At 74.6% G+C, this 460-nt stretch carries 1 pseudogene; it reads left to right on the top strand.

Annotation, left to right across the window (positions count from 1 at the left end):
- Positions 1-460, top strand: a pseudogene (locus tag DVK07_RS21580) (histidine kinase N-terminal 7TM domain-containing protein); the annotation flags it as partial.

Raw genomic sequence — 460 nt, 5'->3', positions numbered from 1 at the left:
GTCCTCGTCGCCAGCGCCGTCTTCCTCCTCGTCGACACGCTGCTCAGCTACGGCCCCCTCTACCGCCGGGAGAGCGCCGCGGTCGCGCTGAGCCCCATTCCGCCGGGGTTCGCCTTAGTCGCGTGGGCGCTGGCGCTCGGACCGGTCCCGCAGCTCCAGCTCGCGCCGATCATGTTCGTCCCGCACGTCCTGCTCGACGCGTACGCGTTCGACCGCGCGGAGATGTTCGACCGCAATCCGACGACCAGCCGCGCCGCCGAGCGCACCGCCATCGACGACCTGCGGGACCCCATCGTCGCGCTCGGGCTGGACCACCGCGTCGTCCGGCTCAACCCCCCCGCCGAGGCGATCCTCGGCGTCGACGCCGAGACCGCCCGCGACCGCCCGCTCGCCGACTTCCTCGACCTGCCGGTCGGGGTCGGCGACGAGGCGGTCGACGCCGACGGCGACGCCGACCCCG

The organism is Halorubrum sp. Atlit-26R (assembly GCF_003666015.1).
Lineage (GTDB): Archaea > Halobacteriota > Halobacteria > Halobacteriales > Haloferacaceae > Halorubrum.
This window is presented reverse-complemented; position numbering and strand designations above follow the sequence as displayed.